The organism is Pseudomonas sp. PS01298, assembly GCF_029959745.1.
GTDB classification, from domain to species: Bacteria; Pseudomonadota; Gammaproteobacteria; order Pseudomonadales; family Pseudomonadaceae; genus Aquipseudomonas; species Aquipseudomonas aylmerensis.
Window position 1 is genome coordinate 1 of the sequence record NZ_JASCPP010000025.1, and the last position, 20,342, is coordinate 20,342.

Here is a 20,342-nt window from a genome sequence, read left to right on the forward strand (position 1 = left end):
GGGCTTGCTCGCGAAAGCGGTGGATCAGTCAGCCTATCCAGGGACTGATACTCCGCCTTCGCGAGCAAGCCCGCTCCCACATTTGTTTTGCGGTGCGGTCAGGATCAGCGTTGATGCACGAGCTGGCCAGCCGCGTAGGTCTGTAGAACCGTCCGATCATCCCCCAGCGTCATCAGCACAAACAACGTCTCGGCAATGTTCTGGGCCTGCTTCAGGCGATAGCTCAGCAGTGGTGTGGCGTTGTAATCCAGCACCAGGAAATCCGCATCGGTGCCGGGCTGCAACGTGCCGATCTTGTCTTCCAGGCGCAGTGCCTTCGCACCACCCAACGTGGCCAGGTACAGCGACTTGAACGGGCTCAAGCGTGCGCCCTGCAACTGCATGACCTTGTACGCTTCGTTCAAGGTCTGCAGCAGCGAAAAGCTGGTGCCGCCGCCCACGTCCGTGCCCAGGCCCACATTCAGGTTGTGCTTCTCCGCCATCGGCAGGTTGAACAGGCCGCTGCCGAGGAAGAAGTTCGAGGTCGGGCAGAACGCGACCGCCGAGCCCGTCTCCGCCAGCCGCGCGCACTCGTCGTCACACAAGTGCACGCCGTGGGCAAACACCGAGCGCTCGCCGAGCAATTTGTAATGGTCGTACACATCCAGGTAGCCGTTGCGCTCCGGGAACAGCGCCTTCACCCACTCGATTTCCTGCTTGTTCTCACTGATGTGAGTCTGCATGTAGAGGTCCGGGTATTCGCTCAGCAACTGCCCTGCGAGGGTCAGCTGTTGCGGTGTACTGGTCGGTGCGAAACGTGGCGTCACGGCGTAGTGCAAACGGCCCTTGCCATGCCAGCGCTCGATCAGCGCCTTGCTTTCCTGGTAACCGGACTCGGCGGTGTCGGTCAGGTAGTCCGGGGCGTTGCGGTCCATCATCACCTTGCCGGCGATCATGCGCAGGTCGAGTTTCTCGGCGGCTTCGAAAAACGCATTCACTGACTGCGGGTGCACACTGCCGAACACCAGCGCGGTGGTGGTGCCGTTGCGCAGCAATTCCTTGATAAAAATATCCGCGACTTCTTCGGCATGGGCCTTGTCGGCGAACTGGCTTTCGCACGGGAACGTGTAGGTGTTGAGCCAGTCGAGCAATTGCTCGCCATAGGCGCCGACCATGCCGGTCTGCGGCAGGTGGATATGGGTGTCGATCAGGCCCGGGGTGATCAGCGCGTCCTGGTAATGGGTGATTTCGATATCGGCGGGCAATGTCGGCAGCACGTCGCTGGCATGGCCAACTGCACTGATCCGGCCGTTTTCAATTACCAGCAGGCCATCCTCGAAATACTCGTAGGAGGCTTCGATCCCAACGATAGCGGGGTCGGCGAGGCTGTGCAGAATGGCGGCACGGTAGGCTTTGCGAGTCAAAGGCATGGTCATCTCAATTCTTGGCAAAAGAAGTCAAAGCTTGGCTGCGGCGCGAGGCCGGCAGCAGTTTGGCAATGGGTTCGGCGCTCGCAGTGTGCTGGCCGAAATTGGCGTTATAGGTGGCGATGATCTCGCCGGCGATGGAGATCGCGATCTCCACTGGCAATTTGCCCTTCACCTCGGTGAGGCCCATCGGGCAATGCATACGCTGCAGTTGCGCGGTATCAAAACCGCGATCACGCAGGCGGTGTTCGAACTTGACGCGTTTGGTCTTCGAACCGATCAGGCCGAAGTAGGTGAAGTCATTGCGCTTGAGCAGGGCGGCAGTCAGCTCCAGGTCCAGCGCGTGATTGTGGGTCATGACGATGCAGTAACTGCCCACCGGCAGGTCGGCAATTTCGTCGACCGGCTCTTCGCTGACGATTTTACGCACGCCTTCGGGGATATGTTCCGGAAACTCCTGGTCACGGGAGTCGATCCAGCGCACCCGGCACGGCAGGCTCGCCAGCAGGGGCACCAGCGCGCGGCCGACATGGCCGGCGCCGAACACGGCGATCTGCGCCTGCACCTGGCCCATGGGTTCGAACAGCAGCACGGTCACGCCACCGCAGCACTGGCCGAGGCTTGCACCCAGACTGAAGCGTTCCAGATGGGTGTTCTGCTGGCCACGTACGAGCATGTCGCGGGCGATCTGCATCGCCTTGTATTCCAGGTGGCCGCCGCCGATGGTGTCGAAGGTCTGCGCGGCGCTGATGACCATCTTCGAGCCGGCATTGCGCGGCGTGGAGCCGAGCTCTTCGATGATGGTCACCAGTACGCAGGGTTCACCGCGGTTCTGCAGGTCGGCGAGGGCGCTGATCCAGTAGTTCATGATTACCTCAACATCTCTGTTGTCAGTCCAACCGCTATCGCAGGCAAGCCAGCTCCCACGTTTGCTTGGGTTCACACATCAACATGTGGGAGCCGGGCTTGCCCGCGATGGCAGCGCCTGGGTCTAAAGCGAAGCCAGCTCGGTTTCCGTTTCCACAGCTTTTGCAGCAGTCAGTTGGCGCATTTGTTCACACCCCCACAACACGCGCTCCGGCGTCGCCGGCGCATCGATCTGCGGCTGATGGCGATAGTCACCCAGGCTCGCCACGGCGTCCTTGATCGCACACCACGAAGCAATCCCGAGCATGAACGGCGGCTCGCCCACGGCCTTGGAATGGAACACCGTGTCTTCCGGGTTCTTGCGGTTTTCCACCAGTTTCACGCGCAGGTCCAGCGGCATGTCGGCGACGGCCGGGATCTTGTAGCTGGCCGGGCCGTTGGTCATCAGCTTGCCCTTGTTGTTCCACACCAGCTCCTCCATGGTCAGCCAGCCCATGCCCTGGATAAAGCCGCCTTCGACCTGGCCGATGTCGATGGCCGGGTTCAGCGAGGCGCCCACGTCGTGGAGGATGTCGGTGCGCAGCATCTTGTACTCGCCGGTCAGGGTGTCGACGATCACTTCGCAGCACGCCGCGCCGAACGCGAAGTAGTAGAACGGCCGACCGCGCGCCTGGCTGCGGTCGTAGAAGATTTTCGGGGTCTTGTAGAAGCCGGTGCTCGACAGCGACACCTGGGCGAAATACGCCTGTTGGATCAGCGCCTCAAAGGTCAGGATCTGGTCACGCACGCGCACATGGCCGTTGTGGAACTCCACGTCCGCTTCGCTCACGTCGTACTTGCGCGCGGCGAATTCCACCAGGCGTTGCTTGATGGTTTCGGCGGCGTTCTGCGCGGCCTTGCCGTTCAGGTCGGCACCGCTGGAGGCGGCGGTCGGCGAGGTGTTGGGCACTTTGTCGGTGTTGGTGGCGGTGATCTGCACACGGTCGATTTCGACCTGGAACACTTCGGCCACCACTTGCGCGACCTTGGTGTTCAAGCCCTGGCCCATTTCGGTGCCGCCGTGGTTGAGGTGGATGCTGCCGTCGGTGTAGATATGGATCAACGCACCGGCCTGGTTGAGGAAGCTTGCGGTAAACGAAATACCGAACTTGACCGGGGTCAGCGCCAGGCCTTTTTTCAGGATCGGGCTGTGGGCGTTGTACAGGCGAATCGCTTCGCGGCGCTCGGCGTATTGGCTGCTGGCCTCAAGCTCGGCGGTCATCTCTTCGAGCATGTTGTGCTCGACGGTCTGGTAGTAATGCGTGACGTTGCGCTCGGTCTTGCCGTAGTAGTTGGCCTTGCGCACGGCCAGCGGGTCCAGCGCCAGGTGACGGGCGATGGCGTCCATCACTTCCTCGATGGCGACCATCCCTTGCGGACCGCCGAAACCGCGATAGGCGGTGTTGGACGCGGTGTTGGTCTTGCAGCGATGGCCGTTGACCGTGGCATCGCCCAGGTAATACGAGTTGTCGGCGTGGAACATCGCGCGGTCGACGATCGAGTTCGACAGGTCCGGCGAGCAACCGCAGTTACCTGCCAGTTCCAGGTTGATCCCGTGCAGGCGTCCGCTGTCGTCGAAGCCCACGTCGTATTCGATATAGAACGGGTGGCGCTTGCCGGTCATCAGCATGTCTTCGACGCGCGGCAGGCGCATCTTGGTCGGCTGGCCGGTGAGGCGCGCGACTACGGCACACAGGCATGCCGGGCTGGCGGCCTGGGTTTCCTTGCCGCCGAAACCGCCGCCCATGCGGCGCATGTCGACGACGATTTTGTTCATCGACACGTCGAGTACTTCGGCCACCAGTTTCTGCACTTCGGTGGGGTTCTGCGTGGAGCAGTAGACGATCATGCCGCCGTCTTCGGTGGGCATCACCGAGGAGATCTGGGTTTCCAGGTAGAAGTGTTCCTGGCCGCCGATATGCAGGGTGCCCTGGATGCGGTTCTTGGCGGTCGCCAGGGCGCCCGTCGAATCACCGCGCTGGTGGGTGTGGCTGTCGAGCACGAAATGTTTTTTGCGAAAGGCTTCGACCACGTCCAGCACCGGTTCGAGGTCCTCGTATTCGATCACCGCCGCCATCGCCGCCTGGCGGGCGGTCTCCAGGTCACGCGCGGCCACGGCGAGTACCACCTGGCCGACGAACTGCACGGTGTCGATGGCCAGCAACGGGTCGCCGGGCATCAGCGGGCCGATGTCCTTCAGGCCGGGCACGTCTTCATGGGTGATGACTATGCGCACGCCGTCGAAGGCGTAGCAGGGCGCTGTATCGATGCTGACGATGCGGGCGTGGGCGCGGTCGGACATGCGCGCATACAGGTGCAACTGGTTGGGGAATTCCAGGCGGTCATCGATGTACTGCGCTTCACCGCTGACGTGCTTGGCGGCGCTGTCATGCTTGACGCTGCGGCCGACCCCGGAGGTGAGGTCCTGGGCAAACAGCTCGGCGAGTTCGGCCTGGGTTTTGACCACGACGTGATGGTTAGACATAAGCGGTCACCCGAGTCTCGATATGCGGCGTTTGCAGTTCGATAAAGTATTTGCGCAGCAGGTTCTGGGCGCTGAGCAGGCGGTATTCCTTGCTGGCGCGAAAGTCCGACAGCGGGGTGAAATCCTCGGCCAGGGCGGCGCAGGCTTTCTCCACCGTGGCGGCATTCCAGGTCGCGCCGACCAACGCGGCTTCGCAGCTTTTCGCGCGTTTGGGCGTGGCGGCCATGCCCCCGAAGGCGGCACGTGCCTCGCTGATCACGCCGTTGTCGATCTTCAGATTGAAGGCGGCGCAGACGGCGGAAATATCATCGTCCAGGCGCTTGGACACCTTGTACGCGCGAAACAGTGCGTGGCCCTTGGGCACGATGATTTTCTCGATGAACTCACTGTCCTGGCGGGCGGTGACGCGGTAGTCGATGAAATAATCTTCCAGCGCCAGCGTGCGGCGCACATCGCCTTTGCACAACACGATCTGCGCGCCCAGCGCGATCAGCAGCGGCGGCGAATCACCAATTGGCGAGGCGTTGCCGATATTGCCGCCGAGGGTGCCCTGGTTGCGGATCTGCAACGAGGCGAAGCGGTGCAGCAGGTCGCCGAAATCCGGGTATTCGTGGTGCAGCGCGGTGTAGCAGTCGGAGAGGGCGGTGGCGGCGCCGATTTCAAGGCGATCGTCGAAGTCTTCGATGCGCTTCATTTCTTCGATGTTGCCAACGTAGATCATCACCGGCAGCGTGCGGTGGAACTGCGTGACTTCCAGCGCCAGGTCGGTGCCGCCGGCCAGCAGGCGGGCTTGCGGGTAGGCGTCGTAGAGGTCGGCCAGGTCGGCGACGGTCAGGGGCACCAGGCAGCGTTTGTCGCCACTGTTGAGTTCGCCGGTCTGCGTCGGCGCGATGGCTTTGAGGCGGGCGATGGTCTCGGCCTGGCGGCTGTCGAACTGGTCCACCGGCTTGTTGCAGCAGGCCTGTTCGGCGGCGGCCAGAATCGGCCGATAGCCGGTGCAGCGGCACAGATTGCCGGCCAGCGCTTCATGGGCTTTCTGGCTGTCGGGCGCGTCGCTGTTTTTTTGCAGCGCGAACAGCGACATCACAAAGCCCGGGGTGCAAAAGCCGCATTGCGAACCGTGGCACTCCACCATGGCTTTTTGCACGCTGTGCAGTTGGCCTTGATGCTTGAGGTCTTCGACGCTGATCAGTTGTTTGCCGTGCAGCGACGAGACAAAGGTCAGGCACGAGTTGAGGCTGCGATAGCGGATCTGCTCGGCACCCTGGGCATCGCGGTGCAACTCGCCGACCACCACCGTGCACGCACCGCAGTCGCCGCTGGCGCAGCCTTCCTTGGTGCCGGATTTGCCCAGGTGCTCACGCAAGTAGTTGAGCACGGTCAGGTTGGGGTCCAGGGCGTGCTCGCTACGGAGTTCCTGGTTAAGTAAAAACTGGATCACGGAAGGCCTCGCAGACTCATTATTGTTGTTAACCGCTTTGCGCCGAATCTAGTCATGTCTGACTTTTCGGTCAACGATTTTCTGACCAGAAGGTCAAGAAATTGCGATCACAACACTTTCAATTATGGTCCAGTCTTCTGAAACCGGCGTTTTATGGGGCTTTTGCCTTTTCAGCGCTGCTTATTTCGTGCCAAATTCGCGCTTGTGGGCCCAGCGCCATCAGCCAGCATTTGCGCTACACTGCCGCGCTTGTACCGATAGAAGATTTTGAAGGGAAAACATGACGTTCAAGGCGCCGGACAGTCTCGCCGAGCAAATCGCTCACCACCTCGCCGAACGTATCATTCGCGGCGATCTCAAGCCTGGGGAACGGATCCAGGAACAGAAAGTCACGCTGGCACTCAATGTCAGCCGTGGTTCCGTGCGTGAAGCCCTGCTGATCCTCGAGCGTCGCCACCTGATCGCGATCCTGCCGCGCCGGGGCGCCCACGTCACCGAACTCACTGCACACAAGGTCCAGAGCCTGTGCACACTGATGGGCGAGCTGTACATCCTGCTCGGCAATGCAGTGGCCCAGGGCTGGCAGGTGCAGGCCGACATGGCGCCGTTCCTGCAGATCCAGCAACGCCTGATCTCCAGCTTCGAGCGCCAGGACATTCGCGCATTCGTCGAAGAAAGCTTCAACGTGATGCGCGCCGCGTACCCCTTTGCCAACAACCCGTATCTGCAGGAAACCGTCGAGAACCTGCAACCGGCGATGAACCGCGCCTATTACCTGGCGCTGGATCAACGCAAGGCCTCCATGAGTGAATACCTCGTGCTGTTCGAGCAACTGCTCGCCGCCGTGCTCGCCCGTGACCTGGCGCAGATTCGCCTGGTGCTGTCTGCCTACGGCCAGCGCAGTTGCTCGTTGGTCATCGCTGCGTTGGCGGACGCCTAAGCGTGCGGCTCAAGTGCATCAAACTGGCGGGGTTCAAATCCTTCGTCGACCCGACCACGGTGAACTTCCCCAGTAACATGGCGGCGGTGGTCGGGCCCAATGGCTGCGGCAAGTCGAACATCATCGACGCCGTACGCTGGGTGATGGGCGAGAGCTCGGCCAAGAACCTGCGTGGCGAGTCGATGACCGACGTCATCTTCAACGGCTCCACCAGCCGCAAGCCGGTGAGCCAGGCCAGCATCGAACTGGTGTTCGATAACTCCGATGGCACCCTGATCGGCGAGTACGCGGCCTACGCGGAAATCTCGATCCGCCGCAAAGTGACGCGCGACAGCCAGAACAGCTACTTCCTCAACGGCACCAAGTGCCGTCGCCGCGACATTACCGACATCTTCCTCGGCACCGGCCTGGGCCCGCGCAGCTACTCGATCATCGAGCAGGGCATGATTTCCAAGCTGATCGAAGCCAAGCCCGAAGACCTGCGCAACTTTATCGAAGAGGCGGCCGGCATCTCCAAGTACAAGGAGCGCCGCCGCGAGACCGAAAACCGCATTCGCCGCACCCACGAAAACCTCGCCCGCCTGACCGACCTGCGCGAAGAGCTGGAGCGCCAGTTGGAGCGCCTGCACCGCCAGGCCCAGGCGGCCGAGAAGTATCAGGAATACAAGGGCGAGGAGCGTCAGCTCAAGGCGCAACTCTCGGCCCTGCGCTGGCAGGCGCTGAATGATCAGGTCGGCCAGCGCGAAGCGATCATCGGCACCCAGGAAATCAGCTTCGAAGCGCTGGTGGCCGAGCAGCGCAATGCCGATGCGAGCATCGAGCGCCTGCGTGATGGCCACCATGACCTGTCCGAGCGCTTCAATCTGGTGCAGGGGCGCTTCTACTCGGTGGGTGGCGACATTGCACGCGTCGAGCAGAGCATCCAGCACGGCCAGCAGCGTCTGCGCCAGTTGCAGGACGATCTGAAGGAAGCCGAACGCGCGCGCCTGGAAACCGAATCGCACCTGGGTCATGACCGCACGTTGCTGCTGACCCTCGGCGAAGAGCTGGACATGCTCACCCCCGAGCAGGAAATCACCAACGCCGCCGCCGAAGAAGCTGCCGCCGCGCTGGAAGACTCCGAAACCACCATGCACGGCTGGCAGGAGCAGTGGGACACGTTCAACCTGCAATCCGCCGAGCCACGCCGCCAGGCAGAGGTGCAGCAGTCGCGTATCCAGCAGCTGGAAACCAGCATGGAGCGCCTGGCCGAGCGCCAGCGTCGCCTGCAGGAAGAGCGCGTGCTGCTCGCCGCTGATCCGGAAGACGCGGCGATCATGGAGCTCAGCGAACAACTCGCCGAAAGCGAGATGACCCTCGAGGAGCTGGAAGCCAGCGAAGAACAACAAGTGGAGCGCCTGGAGCAATTGCGTCAGCAACTGCAACAGGCGACCCAGGCCCAGCAGCAGGCCCAGGGCGATTTGCAGCGGCTCAACGGCCGGCTCGCCTCGCTCGAAGCCTTGCAGCAGGCCGCGCTGGACCCAGGCACCGGCACCGCCGAATGGCTGCGCGACCAGCATCTGGCCGAGCGCCCGCGCCTGGCCGAAGGCTTGAAGGTCGAAGCCGGTTGGGAGCTGGCGGTGGAAACCGTGCTCGGTGCCGACCTGCAGGCGGTGCTGGTGGATGATTTTGGCGGTTTCGACCTGGCCGGGTTTGCCCAGGGTGACCTGCGCCTGCTCAGCCCCGCCGCCGATGGCAAACGGGTGCCAGGCAGTTTGCTGGATAAGGTCGAGGCGGCGATTGATCTGTCGCCGTGGCTGGGGCAGGTCAAGCCGGTTGAATCCCTTGAGCAGGCCTTGGCGCAGCGCGGTCAACTGGCGGCCGGCGAAAGCCTGATCAGCCGCGACGGCTATTGGGTTGGCCGGCATTTTCTGCGTGTGCGCCGCGCCAGTGAAGCGGAAAGCGGCGTATTGGCCCGTGGCCAGGAAATCGTCAACCTGATCGCCGAGCGGGAAGAGCGCGAGGCCACCCTGGAAAGCCTCGAGACCGAACTGCAAACCCTGCGCGCCACCCAGCGCCAGCAAGAGACCGGCCGCGAACACCTGCGCCGGCTGTTGCAGGACGAAGCGCGCCAGCAGGGCGAATTGAAAGCCCAGCTGTCGGCGAGCAAGGCCAAGGTCGAACAACTGACTCTGCGCCGCACCCGTCTTGACGAAGAAGTCGCCGAGATGGGCGAGCAGCGCGCCCTCGAACACGAACAGATCGGCGAAGCGCGCCTGCAACTGCAGGAAGCCCTCGACAGCATGGCGCTGGACACCGAGCAGCGCGAACTGCTGCTGGCCCAGCGCGACAGCCTGCGCGAGCGCCTCGACCGCGTCCGCCAGGAAGCCCGGCAGCACAAAGATCACGCGCATCAATTGGCGGTGCGCCTCGGCTCGCTGCGCGCCCAGCACGCGTCGACGGCCCAGGCCCTTGAGCGCCTGGAGATGCAGTCCGAACGCCTCACCGAAAAGCGCGAGCAACTGAGCCTCAACCTCGAAGAGGGCGAAGCGCCGCTGGAAGAGTTGCGGCTCAAGCTGGAAGAGTTGCTCGACAAGCGCATGACCGTCGACGAAGAGCTCAAGACCGCGCAGATCGCCCTCGAAGACGCCGACCGCGAACTGCGCGACGCCGAAAAGCGCCGGACCCAGGCCGAGCAGCAATCCCAGCTGATTCGCGGCCAACTCGAACAACAGCGCATGGAATGGCAAGCCCTGACCGTGCGCCGCAAGACCCTGCAAGACCAATTGCTCGAAGACGGCTACGACCTGCACGGCGTGCTCAACACCCTGACCGCCCAGGCCAACGAAAAAGAAGCCGAAGAGGAACTTGAACGCATTGCCGCGCGTATCCAGCGACTCGGCGCGATCAACCTCGCGGCCATCGACGAGTACCAGCAACAGTCCGAGCGCAAACGTTATCTGGATGCCCAGGATGCCGACCTGGTCGAAGCCCTGGACACTCTGGAAAACGTGATCCGCAAGATCGACAAGGAAACCCGTAATCGCTTCAAAGATACCTTTGATCAGATTAATGGCGGTTTACAGGCGTTATTCCCGAAAGTTTTCGGTGGTGGCAGCGCTTACTTGGAACTGACGGGCGAAGATCTACTCGATACAGGGGTAACGATCATGGCGCGGCCACCGGGCAAGAAGAACAGCACCATCCATTTGTTGTCCGGCGGCGAGAAAGCCCTGACCGCATTGGCCCTGGTATTTGCCATCTTCAAGTTGAATCCGGCGCCGTTCTGCATGCTCGATGAAGTTGACGCCCCGCTGGATGACGCTAACGTTGGACGTTACGCACGACTGGTCAAGGAAATGTCCCAGACGGTGCAGTTCATCTATATCACCCACAACAAGATCGCCATGGAAATGGCCGATCAGTTGATGGGCGTGACGATGCACGAACCCGGTTGTTCGCGATTGGTCGCGGTGGATGTGGAAGAGGCGATGGCGATGGTGGACGCCTAGCGGCGAGTTGCTAGTTGTCAGCGGCTGGCGGCAAGTACTTGAGGCTTGAGGCTTATAGCGTGCAGCTTGTAGCTCACAGTTGGCGGCGGGTGTAAGAGGTCGATCAGCGTGTCGAAAGATGGCAAATCGACACATTTCGCGCCAACTGTGTAAAGTTATCTTTGGTCGTGCTAGTTTAATGTCAATTTTTCGTATGCGTGGGCAAAACGTCAGTCAGAACATAGAGTTGGCGCCACGTTTTAAAGCGGTTTGCACGGTGCTAAACCCCTTATTTTTCAGCATTTTTTATTAGAGGCACGGGATTACATGGAAATCGGTCTGCGCGAGTGGCTGATCGTCATCGGCATTATTGTCATTGCCGGTATTCTTTTTGATGGCTGGCGCCGCATGCGCGGTGGCAAGGGCAAGCTCAAATTCCGTCTGGACCGCAACCTGTCCAACTTGCCCGACGACGACGGCGGCGCCGAGCTGCTGGGGCCGCCCCGTGTGCTGGATACCCATAAAGAACCGCAACTGGACGAGCATGACTTGCCGTCGATGAGCGCGCCGGTGCGTGAAGCCCGCGAGCCGTCCTCCAAGCGTGGCAAGCGCGCCAACCCTGCCGTGGCCGAGCCACATCAGGGCGACCTCAACCTGGATGTGGACGAAGGCCCGAGCTTCAGCAGTCGCGACGACGACTTCCCGGACGAAAACGTCGGCAAGAATGCCCCGCGCCAATCGGTCAACGATCAGCCGGCCGCCGAAGAAGTGCTGGTGATCAGTGTTATCTGCCGCGACGCCGCTGGCTTCAAGGGGCCGGCGCTGCTGCAGAACATCCTCGAAAGCGGCCTGCGTTTCGGCGAGATGGACATCTTCCACCGTCACGAAAGCATGGCCGGCAACGGCGAAGTGCTGTTCTCCATGGCCAATGCGGTCAAGCCGGGCACTTTCGATCTGGATGATATCGACCTGTTCAGCACGCCGGCCGTGAGCTTCTTCCTCGGCCTGCCGGGTCCGCGTCACCCCAAACAGGCGTTCGATGTGATGGTGGCCGCCGCCCGCAAGCTGTCCCAGGAACTCAACGGCGAGCTCAAGGACGACCAGCGCAGCGTCCTGACCGCCCAGACCATCGAACACTACCGTCAGCGCATCGTCGAGTTCGAGCGTCGTGCACTGACACAGAAACGCTGAGGATTGGTCCTCAGCGTTGTCAGTAGAATAAGCGCACTAACATATTGAGCAGCTTCGGCTGCTCTTTTGCTTTCTGAGAGAACACCCATGACCGCCGCCCCTACCCGCATCCTCGAACTGCGCGCTGAACTGGATCAGCACAACTACCGCTACCACGTCCTCGACGAGCCGAGCATTCCGGACGCCGAATACGACCGGCTGTTCCACGAACTCAAGGCCCTGGAGGCCGAGCACCCGGAGCTGGTCACGCGTGATTCACCGACGCAGCGGGTCGGCAGCGCGGCACTCTCGGCCTTTACCCAGGTGCGCCACGAAATTCCGATGCTCAGCCTGGGCAACGCCTTCGATGAAACCACCATGCTCGAATTCGATCGGCGGGTCACCGAAGGGCTCGACCTGCCGGTGGGCGATCTGTTTGGGGGCGGCGCGGCGGTGGAGTACAGCTGCGAGCCGAAGCTGGACGGGCTGGCGGTCAGCCTGCTGTACCAGGATGGCGAGTTGGTGCGCGGCGCCACGCGCGGCGACGGTACGACCGGCGAGGACATCAGCGTCAACGTGCGCACCGTGCGCAATATCCCGCTGAAACTGCACGGCAGCGGCTGGCCGGCGACGCTCGAAGTGCGCGGTGAAGTGTTCATGTCCAAGGCCGGTTTCGAACGGCTCAATGCCTCGCAGCTGGAAGTCGGCGGCAAGACTTTCGCCAACCCGCGCAACGCCGCAGCCGGCAGCCTGCGCCAGCTGGACTCGAAGATCACCGCCAGCCGCCCGCTGGAATTCTGCTGCTATGGCATTGGCCAGGTGACGGCGGATATCAGCGACACCCATATCGGCAACCTCAAGCAGTTGCAGAAATGGGGCATGCCCATCAGCCATGAGTTGAAACTGGCCAAGGGTATCCAGGAATGCCTGGCGTACTACCACGACATTGGTGAGCGGCGTAACAGCCTGGCGTATGAAATCGACGGCGTGGTGTTCAAGGTCAACAGCATTGCTGCCCAGCGTGAACTGGGCTTTCGCGCGCGTGAGCCGCGTTGGGCGATCGCGCATAAATTCCCGGCCATGGAAGAGCTGACCGAGTTGCTCGATGTGGAATTCCAGGTCGGCCGCACCGGCGCCGTGACCCCGGTGGCGCGCTTGAAACCGGTCAAGGTTGCGGGCGTCACTGTGTCGAACGCCACTCTGCACAACATGGACGAGGTTGCGCGCCTGGGCCTGATGATCGGTGACACAGTGATCATCCGCCGCGCCGGTGACGTGATTCCGCAGGTGGTCTCGGTGGTGCCCGAGCGTCGCCCGGAAAACGCCCGCGCGGTGCAGATCCCCGAGAGTTGCCCGGTGTGTGGCTCGCATGTGGAGCGCACGCAGCTGGTCAAGCGCAGCAAGGGCAAGGAAACCGTCAGCGAAGGCGCGGTATACCGCTGCGTCGGGCGCCTGGCCTGTGGGGCGCAGCTCAAGCAGGCGATTATCCATTTTGTCTCGCGCCGCGCCATGGACATCGACGGTCTGGGCGACAAGACCATCGAGCAATTGGTGGATGAAAAACTCATCGGTTCGCCGGCCGACCTCTACAAGCTCAAATACGAGCAGATCATCGACCTGGAAGGCTTCGCCGATATCTCCAGCAAGAAGCTGATCACTGCTATCGAAAACAGCAAGTCGCCGACCCTGGCGCGCTTTATCTACGCGCTGGGCATTCCCGACGTGGGCGAGGAGACCGCCAAGGTGCTGGCACGCTCGCTGGCGTCCCTTGAGCGGGTGCAGAAGGCCTTGCCGGAAGTGCTGACGTACTTGCCGGACGTCGGCCTGGAAGTGGCGCACGAGATCCACAGCTTCTTCGAGGACAGCCACAACCAGGACGTGATCGGCGCGCTGCTGTCGCCGGATGAATGCGGCCTGCAACTGCAGGATCAGGGCGAGCTGAGCGCCGAGTTCGCCGCCAGCACCACGCTGGGTGGTCTGCTCGACAAGCTGCATGTGCCGAGTGTGGGCCCGGGCGCCGCGCAGAAACTCGCGGACAAGTTCGGCAGCCTCGAAGGCGTGATCAAGGCCGACTGGCTCGACATGCGCCAGGCGCTGCCCGAGAAGCAGGCCAAGGCGGTGCGCGAGTTCTTCGACAACGAAGACAACGCCAACCGCGCCCTGGCCATCGAGCAGCAGCTCAAGGACTTCGGCATGCACTGGCAGAGCGAGAAAAAGGTGGTCGAAGGCTTGCCTGAAGCCGGGCACACCTGGGTGCTCACCGGCTCCCTGGAGCTGATGAGCCGTGACGTGGCCAAGGACAAGCTCGAAAGCCTGGGCGCCAAGGTCGCCGGGTCCGTGTCGGCGAAAACCCACTGCGTGGTGGCAGGGCCGGGCGCCGGATCGAAACTGGCCAAGGCCAGCGAGCTTGGCTTGAAGGTCCTGGACGAAGAGGCCTTTGTAGCCTTCCTGGCCAAGCACAACATCACTGTCGACTGACACCTCTCCACTGCAGGAGCCCGGCTTGCCGGCGGTAGCGCCTTCACGTGCGCCATCGCCGGCAGCCGGGCTCCCACAGGATATGGTTATATTTTCGGAACGTTCTTCGGCGCGAATTGATCTAGTCTTCGTCACCCAGGGAGAGACCGCCATGTTCCGCTACTTCGAGCAACTCAGTTCGCGCATCGCCGCGCCGTTCATGCCGGGCTCATCGCGCGATAGCAAGGTGTGGCAATGCCGTTGCGGGCAATCGCTGTTCTTTCGCAACAGCCAGTGCCTGGCCTGCCAGGCCGTGCTCGGCTACCAGCCGCAGCAAAGCCGCTTGTCCTCCCTGCAACCCGGCCCCGTCGCCGGCACGTGGCTGCAGGATGACAACCTTGACGCCGGCGCCTTCCGCCGCTGCGCCAACCTCGACACGCCGGCTGCCTGCAACTGGCTGATCCCTGCTCACAGCACCGCGCCACTGTGCGTGGCCTGCAGCCTCAACCGCACCATCCCCGACCTTTCCATCGCGGAAAATCCCGAGCGCTGGCGCAAGGTCGAGACCGCCAAGCGCCGCCTGGTGGCGCAATTGATCAGCCTCGGCCTGCGCGTGGTGCCCAAGAGTGAGGATGAGGACAACGGCCTGGCCTTCGACTTCGTCGGCATCGACCTGGAAGGCAATGCGCCGATGACCGGCCATGCCAACGGCCTGATCACCCTCGACATCAAGGAAGCCGACGACGCCCATCGCGAGAAAATCCGCGTGCAGATGCGTGAACCGTATCGCACCTTGCTCGGCCATTTTCGCCACGAGGTCGGCCATTATTATTGGGATCGCCTGATCGCTAATAGCCACTGGCTGGAGTCTTTTCGCCAACTGTTCGGCGACGAACGCGCCAGTTACGCGGATGCCCTCGACCAGCACTACCAGAACGGCCCACGCCCCGACTGGCAGCAAACCTGCGTCAGTGCCTACGCCACCATGCATCCCTGGGAAGACTGGGCCGAAACCTGGGCTCACTACCTGCACATGATGGACGCCGTCGACACCGCCTTGGGCTTCGGCATGAGCGCCCGCGAGATGGACCTGGATTACCAGCCATTCCCGCTCTCCACCCTGTACGACCCCGAGCATCCCGGCGGTGTTGCGTTCCTGTCGTTCGTCAACGCCTGGATCGAACTGGCCGGCATGCTCAACGAACTGTCGCGCAGCATGGGGCAGCCGGATTTCTATCCCTTCGTGCTACCCCCTGCGGTGATCGCCAAGCTGCACTTCATTCACCTGGTCATCCAGGAAGAGGGCGGCCGCGCTGACGACGCGGTGATCCTGTAGGCGCCGGCAAGCCAGCTCCTGCGGGCGGACACAAGTGCTTGAACCATCGAATATTTTTAATCCGGCACCAACGGTTGTAACTTCCGATGAGATCGGTACAATGGCGCGGCTTGCCGAGAGGCGAGCGTCGTTATGGTGACCCCATCGGTCCCCCCGCAACGATTACCCGTGAACCTGGTCAGAGCCGGAAGGCAGCAGCCACAGCGGGAACATTGTGTGCCGGGGTGTGGCTGGTGGGGTTGCCTCCATAACGCTCTTGCGCAACACCCCTCAAAAATCCTTTCAGTTCCAATCGCCATTGGCGAATCGATGTCTGCTGCGCGCTTTATGGCCGATACAGTGGAAAGGCCTTGAACGTCGGCACCAATTCCGCGCCCATCTTTTGCGTGCTCTCTACCGGGTCATCCGGTGTGGGAATATTCCGGGCGAAGTGAAAGATGATGATCTGGTCGGTGGCGCTGTCCTTGTAGTACTTGAAGAAGCTGATTTCAGAGAACTGCCCATCCTTGCGCAGTGACTTGGGGAAGAACAGCATCAGGTACAAGACCCCGGTCCTGTTGTCCGTCGTCAGGATCGCCGGCATGTTCGGGTTTTCCTGCTGGTGGAGTTGCACGGTGCGTTTGCCCAGGTCGAGCGGCTCGAAGCGGTTCTGATCGCGTGGGACGACGGTGAAGTCGAGCATTTCACTCCAGGCATCGACGCTTTCCTGCGGCGGGAAAAACTCCCACAGCCCCGGTTTGCGGAATTTGAGTACAAACGTCTTGCCGGCGAACTGCACCGACTGCGTGTCGGCGATGGAGGGGCGTGACAGGTCGGGCGTCGGTGTGGAAGCGCAGCCGGCCAGCAGGGCTACGAACGACACGATAAGCAGGGTGGCTTTCATTTCAATCCTTGAATGTTTTCAGGTACGAGCCTCATGCGCCCGTGACAGTAGCCGAATGCGCCGGCAAATACCTCGCTTAATGGTCATTGCACGGTTTAACGGCACCCTGGTGAGGGCTCTTTCACAGGTTTTAATACTCACTCTGGACAACCCAAAACCACCTTGCTAGTTTGCGCCGGCTACTTGTTTCAGATTATGACAAGAGCACGCAATGATATTGAAGTGCTATCACTTCTTTAACTCACAAGGATGTCTGTGATGAAAAGCCTGCAAGGGTTGCCCCGTCTTATCAGTGCTTCGGTAGGTGCTCCCGGTAAAGCCCGTAACTTGCCCGCCGATGTTCAGTGCATCCAGTATCTATTCAATTTGATCATTCCCAAGATGGGCTTTCCACTGGCCGAAAACGGCAAGTGTGACGGCCAGTTGGTGCAGTGCATCAGCCAGTATCAGTTTCGCCACCTTAAATATGCCCACCCCGATGGCGTGATCGACCCCACCGGCCGGACCTTCAACAGTCTGATCGAAGAGGCGGTGAAGGTGCCGGTCAAAGCCTTCCCGACCCTGCGCATCCCCAGCTTCTTGAATGCGTTCGGCAATAACCAGGGCGATGCCGTGCAGGCGACGGTCAATGTGTACCTGGACCGCGTTCGCGCGACGATCGAGGCCGAGCGGCGTAACCGCCAACTGATTATGCAGGCCACGTGCGACGGGGGCATGACGCTCAGCGATACAGACTTCCAGAACGCCGCCACGCAGTTGGGCAACGGTATTTCGGTGAATGTGATCAAGGCTTTCGCGACCATCGAGTCTGGCGGGCGCTTTGGGTTCGGGCCGGCCAAGTTGCCGATCATCGCCTTCGAAGGGCACCACTTTCGCAAGTACACCAATCATATCTACGACCAGGCGCACCCGCTGCTGTCTTACCGCTACAAGAGAAAAGCCGGGCCGCAGTGGCAGGTCAACAACAAGGACCAGGTCAAGGCCTGGGAAACCATGGCGACCGCCTTCGCCCTCGATCAGGAAGCGGCGTTGATGTCGGCATCCTGGGGGATGTTTCAGGTCATGGGCTTCAACTTCGGATCGTGCGGTTACAAGACCGTGTTTGAATTCGTCGCGGCATTAAAGGTGAATGCCGGTAACCAACTTAAAGCGTACTTGAGTTTTTGCAGCAAGAGCCCGGCGCTGATGAAGGCAATGAAGGCCAAGGATTTTACCGCCATGGCCTACAACTATAACGGCGAGGACTACGGCAACTATGACGTCCTTATGAAAAAAGCCTACGAAGAATTTGAAAGGAAGAAATAAGATGATCCGTTTTCTTGCTGTCGGCGTGTTGTCATTGTGCGCGGTTGCCCCTGCGTTTGCTGGCACCCCTGCGTTGCATTCGGGCAAGTACGAGGGCCTGATGTTGGCAGTGACGCCTGACCATCAAGTCGAAGGTTTCTACGCCGAGGAACTGGGCGAGGGCGTGACCCGTAGTTGCGCGTTTTACCTGCAAGGCCAGCCCGGCGCACTGACCACCTGGCACGACGAAGCCTACCCCGGCAGCGTGGCCCCGTCGTCCGACGGCGTTATCCTGACGGTGGAGCAGGGCCGCCAGCATCCCGGCTGCATGAACGTGCTGATGCCGGAGATTGCCACCGGCCTGGAGCTGACCCGGACCGCCAGCAAAAACTGGATCGGCCTGGTCACGGTGGCCGCCGACAAGGCGTATTTGCAGAAAACCCCTGGCGCCAAGGCCGCCAAGCGCCCGTATATCGTCAAGGGTGATGTGGTGGGCGTGCTGGCTGTCAAGGATGGCTGGGCCCAGGTCGAGTTCATCAATGCCCAGGACCGTTCGTTCAGCGGCTGGATCAGCCAGGGCCAATACAGCCGTCTCGCGCCGCCGCGCTGAGACCTCCCGAACGCCGCTGCGTGCCTGGCACGCAGCGGCGTTTTTGTGTCCGGGGTTCAGGCCTTGTTGCGGTTGAACAACTTGCGCACCCCGGCGAGCAGCGCCAGGACGCCGATCACCAGAAACTTCTTCGCCGCCAGCAGGAAGATGCCGATCTTGGCGAACAAGCCGGCCTTGGCGGCAATCCCGCCGGCTACCAAAGCCGCGAGGCCGTAAGTGGCCAGCTTGTCGGTTTTCGGGTTGAAGTCGGTGTAGAGGTTGCCGTCGGTGAAGTTGGTGAAGGCCAGGACCTTGGGCATTTCCTGCTTGATCGTGGACAGGTCGGCCATCGCGGCGACGGCGTTGAGTTCCAGCACGCCTTCACGGCCCAGCACACGGATGCTGTAGTTGAGGGTGGTTTGCTCGGCGTCGTCGGCCTTCAGTTCGCGGGCCCAGTACATCTTGTGGGTGGTGTCGTCGTAGCGCGGCGGCTCGGCCCAGCCCAGCAGGTGCAGGCCCGCGTAGCCTTGTTTCTGGCGTTCCTGGTTCTCGGCTTCGTCTTCTTCCTGCATTTGCTTGAGCAGGTCGGCGTAGTCGATTTTCGCCGCATCCTCGTCGGAAATGTGCCCGTCGGCCTTGTAGCTGACGATCACGCCCCAGCCGCGCTCCGACAGCGGGCTGACGGCTTTCGGCACGATCATGCCCAGGGTCTTGAAGCCCGGTGGGTTGCCCCAGCCATCGGTCAGCAGACGCTCGGTGTCAGCCGGGTCGAGGTAGTAGAACTCGTCGTTGAGCTTGAGCGTGGCGATGCCGCTGGGCAGGCTGATGGTGCCGGTCTTCTGCTTGAGTGATGCAAGAAAGTGCTCAGCCGTTTCCGCGGGGGCGCTGGCTTCTACGGGGGCAGGTGGGGCGGCTGCGAAAGCGGGGGCGACAGGCAGGCTCAGGGCGGCCGCCGCCAGTAACAGGCGGAAGTAATTCATGGTAGTCCCTTACATTTTGAATTAATTTCGCGGAAGGATAATACGAAATAGCTGCTACGGGTTAGCCAAACGTCTCGCGCAGCAGCCCGGCGAAGGCGTCCCGTGCCAGGTGCCGCTGGGTGTCCTTATGCCAGAACAGCAGGTTGTCCACGGCCTGCAGTTCCTCGAATCGGTACGACGCCAACTGGTTGGCCTGCTCATAGCGGGCCAGGATGCCTTCGGGCGCGAGTGCCACGCCAATCCCGGCGCTGACGCAGCCGATGATCGTGCCCCAGCTGGCGTAACTGGCGATGGTCGGCTTGAAGTCATGGGGCTTGACCCAGTTTTCGAGTGCCGCGCGGTAGGGGCAGCCGGGTGGCCAGACCAGCAAGGTGCGCCCGGCCAGGTCCTGGGCACTCTGGATGGGGGCGCTGGAGGCACTGGCGATCAGCACCAGGCGCTCGCTGTAGACCACGCTGTGTTCCAGCTTCGCGCGTTTATTGCCCGAGGCCACCAGTGCCACGTCCAGGCGGTGGTGCTGCAGGTCATCGAGCAGCTGGCCCCAGGCACCGGTCACCAGTTCCAGGCTGACCTCCGGGTAGCGTCGATGATATTCCGCCAGCAGCGGCGGCAAGCGGCCGCTGGCGCTGGACTCCACCGCCCCGATCCGCAAGGTCCCACGCGGGATGGCATTCGCGTCCACGGCGCGTTTGGATTCATCCACCAGGGCGAGGATGCGCTCGCAGTAATCGAGGAAGATCTCACCGGCCGCGCTGATCGCCAGCCCGCGCCCGGCGCGGATGAACAGCGGGGTGCCCAGCTCGCTCTCCAGTTGCTTGATGCGCGTGGTGATATTGGACGGCACGCAGTGCAATTGCAGGGCGGCCTGGGCCACGCTGCCGGTTTGCGCCACGGCTCGCACCATTTTCAGTTGGGCCAGTTCCATCGCTCAGTTCCAGTGATTTCAGAAGTCAGAAACGGTTAATTGTCCTGCGCCTTGGCCGGGCCAAGACTGA

Annotated in this window: 14 protein-coding genes and 1 other RNA gene; 8 read left to right on the forward strand and 7 right to left on the reverse strand. The window is 61.8% G+C overall.

Going from position 1 to position 20,342, the window contains the following annotated elements:
• Window positions 1-104: 104 nt before the first annotated feature.
• The 4 genes from guaD to xdhA all read right to left on the reverse strand — a co-directional run bounded on the left by guaD (window position 105) and on the right by xdhA (window position 6,238).
• The gene (gene guaD / locus QMX97_RS11660; RefSeq protein ID WP_106805611.1) at window positions 105-1,409 is read right to left on the reverse strand and encodes a guanine deaminase; all 1,305 of its coding nucleotides are present in this window, start codon (window positions 1,407-1,409) and stop codon (window positions 105-107) included.
• Window positions 1,410-1,416: 7 nt separating this feature from the next.
• Window positions 1,417-2,274: a xanthine dehydrogenase accessory protein XdhC gene (xdhC, locus tag QMX97_RS11665; protein WP_065909550.1), complete on the reverse strand. Its 858-nt coding sequence runs from the start codon at window positions 2,272-2,274 to the stop codon at window positions 1,417-1,419.
• A 123-nt stretch (window positions 2,275-2,397) separates the two neighbouring features.
• On the reverse strand, window positions 2,398-4,797 hold the full coding sequence (gene xdhB, locus QMX97_RS11670) for a xanthine dehydrogenase molybdopterin binding subunit (protein WP_282396978.1): 2,400 nt from the start codon (window positions 4,795-4,797) through the stop codon (window positions 2,398-2,400).
• Window positions 4,790-6,238, reverse strand: a complete 1,449-nt coding sequence (gene xdhA, locus QMX97_RS11675; protein ID WP_065909554.1) for a xanthine dehydrogenase small subunit — start codon at window positions 6,236-6,238, stop codon at window positions 4,790-4,792. The genes xdhB and xdhA overlap by 8 nt, the downstream gene beginning before the upstream one ends.
• A 280-nt stretch (window positions 6,239-6,518) precedes the next feature.
• Between xdhA and QMX97_RS11680 the strand changes: the two genes are divergently transcribed.
• The 6 genes from QMX97_RS11680 (at window position 6,519) to ffs (ending at window position 15,850) form a co-directional block, all read left to right on the forward strand.
• Window positions 6,519-7,178, forward strand: a complete 660-nt coding sequence (locus QMX97_RS11680) for a GntR family transcriptional regulator (protein WP_065909555.1) — start codon at window positions 6,519-6,521, stop codon at window positions 7,176-7,178.
• Window positions 7,179-7,180: 2 nt separating this feature from the next.
• Window positions 7,181-10,669 (forward strand): chromosome segregation protein SMC, encoded by a 3,489-nt coding sequence (gene smc / locus QMX97_RS11685; protein WP_282396979.1) that lies wholly within the window; start codon window positions 7,181-7,183, stop codon window positions 10,667-10,669.
• Between the two features lie 306 nt (window positions 10,670-10,975).
• Window positions 10,976-11,839, forward strand: coding sequence for a cell division protein ZipA (zipA, locus tag QMX97_RS11690; protein ID WP_065909559.1), 864 nt, complete (start codon window positions 10,976-10,978; stop codon window positions 11,837-11,839).
• A gap of 87 nt (window positions 11,840-11,926) precedes the next feature.
• Window positions 11,927-14,296, forward strand: a complete 2,370-nt coding sequence (gene ligA / locus QMX97_RS11695; protein ID WP_120449445.1) for an NAD-dependent DNA ligase LigA — start codon at window positions 11,927-11,929, stop codon at window positions 14,294-14,296.
• A gap of 151 nt (window positions 14,297-14,447) precedes the next feature.
• Window positions 14,448-15,611: a putative zinc-binding metallopeptidase gene (locus QMX97_RS11700; RefSeq protein WP_282396980.1), complete on the forward strand. Its 1,164-nt coding sequence runs from the start codon at window positions 14,448-14,450 to the stop codon at window positions 15,609-15,611.
• A 142-nt stretch (window positions 15,612-15,753) separates the two neighbouring features.
• Window positions 15,754-15,850: signal recognition particle sRNA small type (ffs, locus tag QMX97_RS11705), an RNA gene on the forward strand.
• Between the two features lie 86 nt (window positions 15,851-15,936).
• Here ffs and QMX97_RS11710 read toward each other — a convergent pair.
• Window positions 15,937-16,494: a hypothetical protein gene (locus QMX97_RS11710; protein ID WP_282396981.1), complete on the reverse strand. Its 558-nt coding sequence runs from the start codon at window positions 16,492-16,494 to the stop codon at window positions 15,937-15,939.
• A 258-nt stretch (window positions 16,495-16,752) separates the two neighbouring features.
• On the opposite strand from QMX97_RS11710, the gene QMX97_RS11715 reads away from it, so the two are divergent.
• Together QMX97_RS11715 and QMX97_RS11720 are read left to right on the forward strand one after the other, a co-directional pair.
• Window positions 16,753-17,799 (forward strand): N-acetylmuramidase family protein, encoded by a 1,047-nt coding sequence (locus QMX97_RS11715; RefSeq protein ID WP_282396982.1) that lies wholly within the window; start codon window positions 16,753-16,755, stop codon window positions 17,797-17,799.
• Between the two features lies 1 nt (window position 17,800).
• The gene (locus QMX97_RS11720; RefSeq protein WP_282396983.1) at window positions 17,801-18,388 is read left to right on the forward strand and encodes a hypothetical protein; all 588 of its coding nucleotides are present in this window, start codon (window positions 17,801-17,803) and stop codon (window positions 18,386-18,388) included.
• Between the two features lie 56 nt (window positions 18,389-18,444).
• On the opposite strand, the gene QMX97_RS11725 is transcribed toward QMX97_RS11720, so the two are convergent.
• Both QMX97_RS11725 and QMX97_RS11730 read right to left on the reverse strand, forming a co-directional pair.
• Window positions 18,445-19,347: a DUF2167 domain-containing protein gene (locus tag QMX97_RS11725; protein ID WP_282396984.1), complete on the reverse strand. Its 903-nt coding sequence runs from the start codon at window positions 19,345-19,347 to the stop codon at window positions 18,445-18,447.
• Between the two features lie 61 nt (window positions 19,348-19,408).
• Window positions 19,409-20,272, reverse strand: coding sequence for a LysR substrate-binding domain-containing protein (locus QMX97_RS11730; RefSeq protein ID WP_065909572.1), 864 nt, complete (start codon window positions 20,270-20,272; stop codon window positions 19,409-19,411).
• Window positions 20,273-20,342 lie beyond the last annotated feature (70 nt).

Excerpts from the sequence above, each read along its gene's own strand:
- QMX97_RS11725 (WP_282396984.1), bottom strand. The coding sequence starts at position 19,347 with ATGAATTACTTCCGCCTGTTACTGGCGGCGGCCGCCCTGAGCCTGCCT.
- QMX97_RS11715 (WP_282396982.1), top strand. The coding sequence starts at position 16,753 with ATGAAAAGCCTGCAAGGGTTGCCCCGTCTTATCAGTGCTTCGGTAGGT.
- ligA (WP_120449445.1), top strand. The coding sequence starts at position 11,927 with ATGACCGCCGCCCCTACCCGCATCCTCGAACTGCGCGCTGAACTGGAT.
- QMX97_RS11680 (WP_065909555.1), top strand. The coding sequence starts at position 6,519 with ATGACGTTCAAGGCGCCGGACAGTCTCGCCGAGCAAATCGCTCACCAC.
- QMX97_RS11720 (WP_282396983.1), top strand. The coding sequence starts at position 17,801 with ATGATCCGTTTTCTTGCTGTCGGCGTGTTGTCATTGTGCGCGGTTGCC.
- QMX97_RS11730 (WP_065909572.1), bottom strand. The coding sequence starts at position 20,272 with ATGGAACTGGCCCAACTGAAAATGGTGCGAGCCGTGGCGCAAACCGGC.
- guaD (WP_106805611.1), bottom strand. The coding sequence starts at position 1,409 with ATGCCTTTGACTCGCAAAGCCTACCGTGCCGCCATTCTGCACAGCCTC.
- xdhC (WP_065909550.1), bottom strand. The coding sequence starts at position 2,274 with ATGAACTACTGGATCAGCGCCCTCGCCGACCTGCAGAACCGCGGTGAA.
- zipA (WP_065909559.1), top strand. The coding sequence starts at position 10,976 with ATGGAAATCGGTCTGCGCGAGTGGCTGATCGTCATCGGCATTATTGTC.
- QMX97_RS11700 (WP_282396980.1), top strand. The coding sequence starts at position 14,448 with ATGTTCCGCTACTTCGAGCAACTCAGTTCGCGCATCGCCGCGCCGTTC.
- QMX97_RS11710 (WP_282396981.1), bottom strand. The coding sequence starts at position 16,494 with ATGAAAGCCACCCTGCTTATCGTGTCGTTCGTAGCCCTGCTGGCCGGC.
- xdhB (WP_282396978.1), bottom strand. The coding sequence starts at position 4,797 with ATGTCTAACCATCACGTCGTGGTCAAAACCCAGGCCGAACTCGCCGAG.